This is a genomic window from Streptomyces sp. CB02056, assembly GCF_001905545.1.
GTDB lineage: Bacteria > Actinomycetota > Actinomycetes > Streptomycetales > Streptomycetaceae > Kitasatospora.
On record NZ_LIPD01000024.1, the window covers coordinates 60,940 to 68,432 of the forward strand.

Sequence of the window (7,493 nt, forward strand, 5' to 3'; positions counted from 1 at the left end):
GGAGCGGTCAGGACGCGTGGATGCCCTGCCCCGGCGTCAGGATCCCCGCCGGGTCCCAGCGGCGCTTGGCCCGCGCCACCGTCTCCCACAGCCCCCCGTAGTGGCGCCGCCAGTCCGCCCCCGTCATCCCCGGCACCGCCCCGATCAGGTACCGCTTGCCGCCCAGCTCCACCGCCAGGTCGTACAGCCGCCGGTTGCGCTCCAGCATCGCCGCCGTGTCCGAGCCCGGCCCCGGGAACGCCAGCAGGTCGAAGTGCCAGCCCACCTCCTGCCCGGGCAGCACCGCCAGCGGCGCCCGCACCTTCGAGCGCTGGTACGGGTAGAACAGCAGCAGCCCCGCCCCCAGGTCGGCGGCGGTCAGCACCTCCGCGGCCCGCGCCATGAACGCCCGCGCCGCGGACGCCGGCAGGAACACGCTCAGCCACGGCTTGGGCAGCGCCCACAGCCCCGACGCGCGCAGGTACCCGGCGAAGCCGTCCACCCGGAACGCGTACTCCCGCCAGCTCTGCTCCACCACCTCGCTCGACACCGGGCGCAGCCCCGCCAGCAGCGCCGCCCGGTCCACCGCGCCCCCGGCGTCCGCGAACGCCACCAGCTCCGCCTTGTACCGCCAGCGCGAACCGTCCTCGCTGCGCACCACGTCGCCGACCTGGAGGTCGAAGCGGCGCTCGGCCATGACCTTCTGCTGGTCGGCGAGGTAGGCGTCCAGGTCGTCGTAGTACAGCGAGAAGACGTGGGCGCGTTCGCGGACCTTCACCAGGGCGAGGGTGGCGCGCACGATGACGGCGACCTGGCCGCCGCCGGCCAGCACGGCCTCGAACAGTTCCCGGTTGCGGGTGGGGGAGGCGGTGACCAGTTCGCCGGTGCCGGTGACGACGTCCAGTTCCAGCACGTTGTCGACCTGCATGCCGTGGCGCTGGACGCCGCCGCCGATGCCGCCGACGCTCAGCGTGCCGCCCACGGTCAGGTGCAGGTAGTCGGTGAGCACCGGCGGCACCCAGCCCGCGGCCAGGCCCGCCTCGGTGACCTGCGCCCAGGTGGCCCCGGCCTCGACGACGGCGCGCCCGGGGCGCACCGAGAGGACCTTGGACAGGCCGCGGGCGTCGATGGCGACGCCGCCGCGGGGGTTGGCCTGGCCGTAGCTGGAGTGCGACTCCAGGCCGGCCTCGCCGAGCTGGGCGAGGTCGCCGCTCTGGCCGTTGACGGCCACCGGGATGCGGTGGCGGCGGGCGAAGGCGACCAGCTGCTGCACGTCGCGTACCGAGCCGGGGCGCAGGACGGCCCGGGGGGTGGCGGTGACGAGGTGGCCGAAGTCGGTGGCGAAGCGTTCCAGGCCGGCGCCCTGGAGGGTCACCGTGCCGTCCAGGGCGGGCAGTCGGGCGATGTCGGCGCCCGTGGCCGTCCCGGCGCCGGTGTCGGCTTCGGTGGCCCAGGCTTCGGTGGCGGTGTTCCAGCCGATGACGGCGCTGACGGCGCCGGCGCCGGCCGAGGCGAGGAGGGCGCGGCGTGACAGTCCTGACCTGCTCATATCAGAATTTCTCCGATCAGTCGTCAAATAGGGATTGTTGTACCGCAACCATCGGGTGATCACCTACTGCCCCGCACCGTCCAGCTGTTCGCGCAGGGCGGTGAGGCGGTGGAGCACGGCGTTGACGAGCATCGGCCGGTACGGGTCCCGGTCGTTGTCCATCCAGGCGGTGGCCGTCGCGGCCTCCTCCAGCAGGGCCAGCCGGGCCCGGGGCAGGTCGGCCACCAGCGGGGAGCGGACCGCGTCCAGCAGGGCGTGGACGAGCCGGTGGGCGTGGACGCGCGGGTTGACCGCGAACAGCGTGCGGTAGACCCACAGCGCGTCCTCGCCGGACAGGATCCAGTCGTCGTTCAGCAGCAGCCGCACCCGTGCCCTCAGCACCAGGTCCTCGTTCATGTCGCGTGTCCCCCTTCGCCGTTCGTGAGCTGCCTCCCGCCGCGTGCGGGCAGCACGCCGTGCGCGCCGGCCGCCCTGGGCAGGGCGGTGGGCGCGGGGTTCGCGGTGGGATGCGCACGAGTCTGCGGGCGCGGGGCGGGGCGCGGCAAGGCGGAAGAAGGGTGTGCTGCGTCCTACCGGAGCGTTGCCCTGAGCTGGCAGGATGGGGGTCGGCACCCTCCGGGCGCGGTGGCGGACGCTAGCCTGGGCGCCATGTTCGTACTGGAGTTGACGTACACCGCCGCCCTGGAGTCGATCGAGGAGGCGCTGCCGCGGCACATCGCGTGGCTCGAGGAGCACTACGCGGCGGGCACCTTCCTCGCCTCGGGGCGCAAGGTGCCGCGCGACGGCGGGGTGATCCTCGCGGTGGGCGGGGACCGGGCCCGGATCGAGGCGCTGGTGGCCACCGACCCGTTCGTGCGGGCCGGGTTGACGCAGTACCGGGTGACGGAGTTCCTCGCCACCACCACCGCCCCGGAGCTGGCGGCCCACCGCCAGCGGCTGCCCGGCTGAGGCCCTCCGCCCCCGTTGGTCCCCGTCCGTCCGTGGTGCCCCGGGCCGTTCGCGCGGTTCGGGGCACGGTCGCGTTCTGGCTACGATCGGTGAACACGGGGCGAGGACGTATCGCGAGTACCGACTTTCGGCGGGAGAAGACGGATGGCACACGCACGGGCCGGGCAGCCGGCGCAGCCCGGTGACCTGGTGGACGTGGCGCGGCTGGTGACGGCGTACTACGCGCTGAACCCGGATCCGCAGGAGCCCGGGCAGCGGGTGGCGTTCGGGACCTCGGGGCACCGGGGCTCGTCGCTGGACGGGGCCTTCAACGAGGACCACATCGCCGCGACCACGCAGGCGATCTGCGAGTACCGGGCCGAACAGGGCGTCGCGGGACCGGTGTTCCTGGGCGCGGACACCCACGCCCTCTCCGAGCCGGCCAAGGCCACCGCCCTGGAGGTGCTGGCCGCCAACGGCGTGCACGTGCTGATCGACGCCGCCGACGGCTACACCCCCACCCCGGCGGTCTCGCACGCGATCCTCGCCCACAACCGGCGCAGCCCGCGCGCGCTCGCCGACGGCATCGTGGTCACCCCCTCGCACAACCCGCCGCGCGACGGCGGCTTCAAGTACAACCCGCCCAGCGGCGGGCCGGCCGGCTCGCAGGCCACCAACCGGATCCAGGACCGCGCCAACGAGCTGATCCGCGAGGGCATGCGCGGCGTCAGGAAGGTCCCCTACGCGCGGGCGCTGGCCGCCGCCACCACCGGGCGCCACGACTACCTCACCGCCTACGTCGAGGACCTGCCCTCCGTCCTGGACCTGGACGCGGTGCGGGAGGCGGGCCTGCGCATCGGCGCCGACCCGCTGGGCGGCGCGTCGGTGGCCTACTGGGCGCGCATCGCCGAGACCCACCGCCTGGACCTGACCGTCGTCAACCCGCGGACCGACCCGACCTGGCGGTTCATGACGCTGGACTGGGACGGGAAGATCCGCATGGACTGCTCCTCCCCGGCCGCGATGGCCTCCCTCATCGGCCGCAAGGACGAGTACGCCATCGCCACCGGCAACGACGCCGACGCCGACCGGCACGGCATCGTCACCCCCGACGGCGGCCTGATGAACCCCAACCACTACCTGGCGGTGGCCGTCGACTACCTCTACCGCCACCGCGCCGACTGGCCCGGCGACGCGGGCGTCGGCAAGACCCTGGTCTCCTCCTCGATGCTCGACCGCGTCGCCGCCGACCTCGGCCGCGCCCTGGTGGAGGTCCCGGTCGGCTTCAAGTGGTTCGTCGACGGCCTGCTGGAGGGCTCGATCGGCTTCGGCGGCGAGGAGAGCGCCGGCGCCTCCTTCCTGCGCCGCGACGGCGGGGTGTGGACCACCGACAAGGACGGCATCCTGCTCGCCCTGCTGGCCGCCGAGATCACCGCCGTCACCGGCGAGACCCCCAGCGCCCGCTACCGCGACCTGACCGAGCGCCACGGCGCCCCCTCCTACGCCCGGGTGGACGCCCCCGCCGACCGTGAGCAGAAGGCCCGCCTGGCCCGGCTCTCCCCGGAGCGGGTCGGCGCCGGCGAGATCGCCGGGGAGAAGATCACCGCCGTCCTCGCCAAGGCCCCCGGCAACGGCGCCCTGATCGGCGGCATCAAGGTCTGTACGGAGAACGCCTGGTTCGCGGCCCGGCCCTCGGGCACCGAGGACGTGTACAAGATCTACGCCGAGTCCTTCCACGGCGACGAGCACCTCGCCCGGGTGCAGGACGAGGCCCGCGCCCTGGTCGGCGAGGTCCTGCGGGGCTGAACCCGGTACGCCCGTGCCCCGGTCCGGCAGGCCGCCGGACCGGGGCACGGGCCTCTGCCCGGGCGCAGGTCGTCCCTCAGGCGCGGGACGGCTCCTGCCGCGGGGCCGGGGCCGCCGCGCGGGCGGCCCGCTCGTCGCGGGTGGTCGCCGCCGCGACCGCGCACGCGGCCAGCGCCAGCGCCGCCGCCGCGAACGGGAACCAGCGCCCGCCCAGCACCGCGATCGCCGCCGAGCCGGCCACGCCGCCGACCGCCGTCCCCAGGTACAGGGCGCTGCTGTTCAGCGAGATCAGCAGCGGCGCGTTGGCCGGGTCGATCGACGCCAGCCGGTGCGGCAGCGCCACCGACACCGCCCACCCGGCCAGCGGCACCACCACCGCGTAGGCCAGCGCCCCCGGCATGGTGAGCCCCAGCCAGGGCAGCGCGGTGAACGCGGCCGCGGCCACCGCCGAGCCGGTCAGCAGCACCCGCCGCACCCCGAGGCGGTCCACCAGGCGCCCGCCCAGCCAGCTGCCGGCCACCGACATCACACCGCTGGTCAGCAGGACCAGGCTCAGCCGGTCGGCGTCGCCGCCGGTGGCGCCGGACACCGCGGTGGACAGGTAGATGTAGACGCTCTGGAAGGCGAGGAAGAACACCAGCGTGGTGGCGGCGGCGCCCAGCACCCGGCGCCGGCCCAGCGGCGCCAGGCGCGCCGCGAGGGTGGGGGCGGCGGCGGGGGCGGGCAGGTCGCGCAGCAGCGCCGCCAGGCCGGCGAAGGCGGCCACGCCCAGGGCGGTGACCAGCCACATCGTCATCCGCCAGTCGGCGCGCCCGATCCAGGTGCCCAGCGGCACCCCGAGGGCGGTGGCCACCGTCATGCCGCCGAGCACGGTGGCCAGCGCCCGGCCGCGCCGCTCGGGGGCGACCAGCGTGGTGGCCACCGCGTTGGCGGTCGGCGTGTAGAGGGCGGCGCCGGCCGCCGCCAGCACCCGGGTGGCCAGCAGCAGTTCGTAGGTGGGGGCGAGCGCGCTGAGCGCGTTGGCCGCGCTGAACACGACGAGCGCGGTCAGCAGCAGGCGCCGGCGCGGCCAGCGGGCGGTGAGCGTGGCCAGCACCGGGGCCAGCAGCGCGTAGCCGAGGGCGAAGACGGTGACCAGCTGGCCGGCGGCCGGCACCGACACCCCCAGGTCGGCGGAGATCGGGCCGAGGATGCCGGCGAAGACCATCGAGTCGGTGCCCATGGCGAAGGTGCCGAGGGCGAGCAGGAGCAGACGAACGGGCACGGGAGGGCCCCCCGGGACACAGGAACGGATTGTTGGATAAACATGCAACAGTTGGACGCTCGTCAAACACTCGGGGATTGGTGGATGATTGTCAAACCATCTGTGTCCCCCCGGCGGCCCGAGGAGCGTGCGCCATGACCGACGACGAGCGGCTTCCCCAGCCCGCCACCGCCGACATCGACCTCGTCACCGTCCTGCACGCCCTGGGCGACCCCGTGCGCATGACCCTGCTGCTCAGCTACGCCGACGATGCCGAGCACTCCTGCGGCCCGCGCGACCTGGGCCTGGACCACCTCCACAAGTCGACCGTCTCCCACCACATGCGGGTGCTGCGCGAGGCCGGCGTCACCACCACCCGCGTCGCCGGGCGCAACCGCTTCGTCAGCCTGCGCCGCGCCGACCTCGACAGCCGCTTCCCCGGGCTGCTCGACGCGCTCCTGGCGGCCCAGGCGGCCCCCGCGCGGTAGGGGCCCGGCTCCGGGGAGTCGGCTGCCGCCGCGGGCCTATGCCCGCGGTCGTACGGCGCGGCGGCGGCTCCTGCCCCCGGCGGACGCGCCCGGGCGGGGCCCGGCGGCACGGTGGACGGGCACGCCGCCCGCCGACCCGATCGCCGCAGGAGCATGCCCGTGACCAGATCCCAGCCCGGCCTTCCGTCCGGCCTTCCGTCCGGCCTTCCGTCCGGCCTCCCGTCCGGCCTTCCGTCCGGCCGTCCGCTCAGCCGTCGGGGTGTGCTCGGGGCGCTCGCCCTGGGCGCCGCCGGCGCCGTCGCCGGCGGCGGGCCCGTGCGCGCCGACGCCGTACCGGCCGACGCCGCGGGGCGGCCCTGTCTGAGCCTGCCCGCGCCCACCGGCCCCCGCCCCGTGGGCACCGCGCTGCTGTACCTGGACGACCCGGCCCGCACCGACGCCTGGGCCCCCGCGCCGCGCCCGCGCGAACTGCGCGCCCGCCTCTGGTACCCCGCCGCGCCGGGCGCCCGGGGCCCGTACGCGCCGTGGATGAGCCCCGCCGAGACCGCCCACCTGCAGGCCGACTACTTCGCCGTCCCCGGCGCCCGCCTCGCCTGGCCCGCCACCCACGCCCGCCCGGACGCCCCCGCCGACCGCACCCGCCGCCACCCCGTGGTCCTCAACTCCCACGGCTCCGGCGCCGACAGCGCCTTCAACACCGCGCTGGCCGAGGAGCTCGCCTCCCACGGCCACGTCGTCGCCGCCGTCGACCACACCTACGACGCCGGGGAGGTCGAGTTCCCCGGCCACCGCCTGGAGGTGCGCGACAAGGCCCGCGTCCAGGCGATGACCGACGCCGCGATCGTCGCCTACCGCGCCGCCGACGTGCGCTGCCTGCTCGACCGCCTGGCGGCCGGCCCGCTGCCCGCCGGCCTGGACGGCGCCCTCGACCTCGGCGCCGTCGGCATGTTCGGCCACTCCATGGGCGGCGCCACCACCGCCCACGCCCTGTATGAGGACCCGCGCATCCGCGCCGGCGCGGTCCTGGACGGCCCCCTGTTCGGCCCCGCCGCCACCACCGACCAGACCCGCCCCCTGCTGCTGATGGCCTCCGCCTGGGACAGCCCCGCCCGCGACGCCATGTGGGACACCCTGTGGCCGCACCTGACCGGCTGGCGCCGGCGCCTGACCCTCACCCGCTCCGGCCACCTGTCCTACTGCGACCTTCAACTGCTCGTCCCCCAGGGGCAGTCCGTCTTCGCCTGGCCCGCCGACCGGCTGGAGCACTTCCTCGGCGCCGGCGACCCGCAGCGCGCCGTCGCCGCCCAACGCGCCTACCTCACCGCCTACTTCGGCCTCCACCTGCGCGGCATCCCCGCCCCGCTGCTGGACGCCCCCGCGCCGCAGTGGCCCGAGATCCGCTTCGACGCGTGAACCCCCGGTGCCCGCAAGCCCGTTCGGCCCGCTGTGCGCCGCCCCGAGGCCCGGGACCGTGGCGTCTCGCGCCGACACCGCCACCGTC

At 75.8% G+C, this 7,493-nt stretch carries 7 protein-coding genes; 4 read left to right on the forward strand and 3 right to left on the reverse strand.

The annotated features are described in order from the left end of the window. Nucleotides 1-7: 7 nt before the first annotated feature. Nucleotides 8-1,528, reverse strand: a complete 1,521-nt coding sequence (locus AMK13_RS38940; RefSeq protein WP_074006291.1) for an FAD-binding protein — start codon at nt 1,526-1,528, stop codon at nt 8-10. A 63-nt stretch (nt 1,529-1,591) separates the two neighbouring features. Further along, complete coding sequence (locus tag AMK13_RS38945) at nt 1,592-1,924, reverse strand: hypothetical protein (RefSeq protein WP_074006292.1); 333 nt, start codon at nt 1,922-1,924, stop codon at nt 1,592-1,594. Nucleotides 1,925-2,176: 252 nt separating this feature from the next. Between AMK13_RS38945 and AMK13_RS38950 the strand changes: the two genes are divergently transcribed. Together AMK13_RS38950 and pgm are read left to right on the forward strand one after the other, a co-directional pair. Beyond that, entirely contained in the window at nt 2,177-2,476 is a 300-nt protein-coding gene (locus AMK13_RS38950) for a YciI family protein (RefSeq protein WP_049656776.1), read from the forward strand. Nucleotides 2,477-2,620: 144 nt separating this feature from the next. Continuing rightward, nucleotides 2,621-4,261 (forward strand): phosphoglucomutase (alpha-D-glucose-1,6-bisphosphate-dependent), encoded by a 1,641-nt coding sequence (gene pgm, locus AMK13_RS38955; RefSeq protein WP_049656775.1) that lies wholly within the window; start codon nt 2,621-2,623, stop codon nt 4,259-4,261. Nucleotides 4,262-4,337: 76 nt separating this feature from the next. Here the strand turns inward: pgm and AMK13_RS38960 are convergent, their stop codons facing one another. Next, nucleotides 4,338-5,525, reverse strand: coding sequence for an MFS transporter (locus AMK13_RS38960; RefSeq protein WP_074006293.1), 1,188 nt, complete (start codon nt 5,523-5,525; stop codon nt 4,338-4,340). A gap of 134 nt (nt 5,526-5,659) precedes the next feature. Between AMK13_RS38960 and AMK13_RS38965 the strand changes: the two genes are divergently transcribed. Both AMK13_RS38965 and AMK13_RS46235 read left to right on the forward strand, forming a co-directional pair. Then, complete coding sequence (locus AMK13_RS38965; RefSeq protein ID WP_049661305.1) at nt 5,660-5,992, forward strand: ArsR/SmtB family transcription factor; 333 nt, start codon at nt 5,660-5,662, stop codon at nt 5,990-5,992. Nucleotides 5,993-6,151: 159 nt separating this feature from the next. Then, the gene (locus AMK13_RS46235) at nt 6,152-7,405 is read left to right on the forward strand and encodes an alpha/beta hydrolase family protein (RefSeq protein ID WP_158077806.1); all 1,254 of its coding nucleotides are present in this window, start codon (nt 6,152-6,154) and stop codon (nt 7,403-7,405) included. Nucleotides 7,406-7,493 lie beyond the last annotated feature (88 nt).

Bases quoted from the DNA above. Each gene is read 5' to 3' on its own strand.
- AMK13_RS38940 (WP_074006291.1), bottom strand. From the start codon at position 1,528: ATGAGCAGGTCAGGACTGTCACGCCGCGCCCTCCTCGCCTCGGCCGGC.
- AMK13_RS38945 (WP_074006292.1), bottom strand. From the start codon at position 1,924: ATGAACGAGGACCTGGTGCTGAGGGCACGGGTGCGGCTGCTGCTGAAC.
- AMK13_RS38950 (WP_049656776.1), top strand. From the start codon at position 2,177: ATGTTCGTACTGGAGTTGACGTACACCGCCGCCCTGGAGTCGATCGAG.
- pgm (WP_049656775.1), top strand. From the start codon at position 2,621: ATGGCACACGCACGGGCCGGGCAGCCGGCGCAGCCCGGTGACCTGGTG.
- AMK13_RS38965 (WP_049661305.1), top strand. From the start codon at position 5,660: ATGACCGACGACGAGCGGCTTCCCCAGCCCGCCACCGCCGACATCGAC.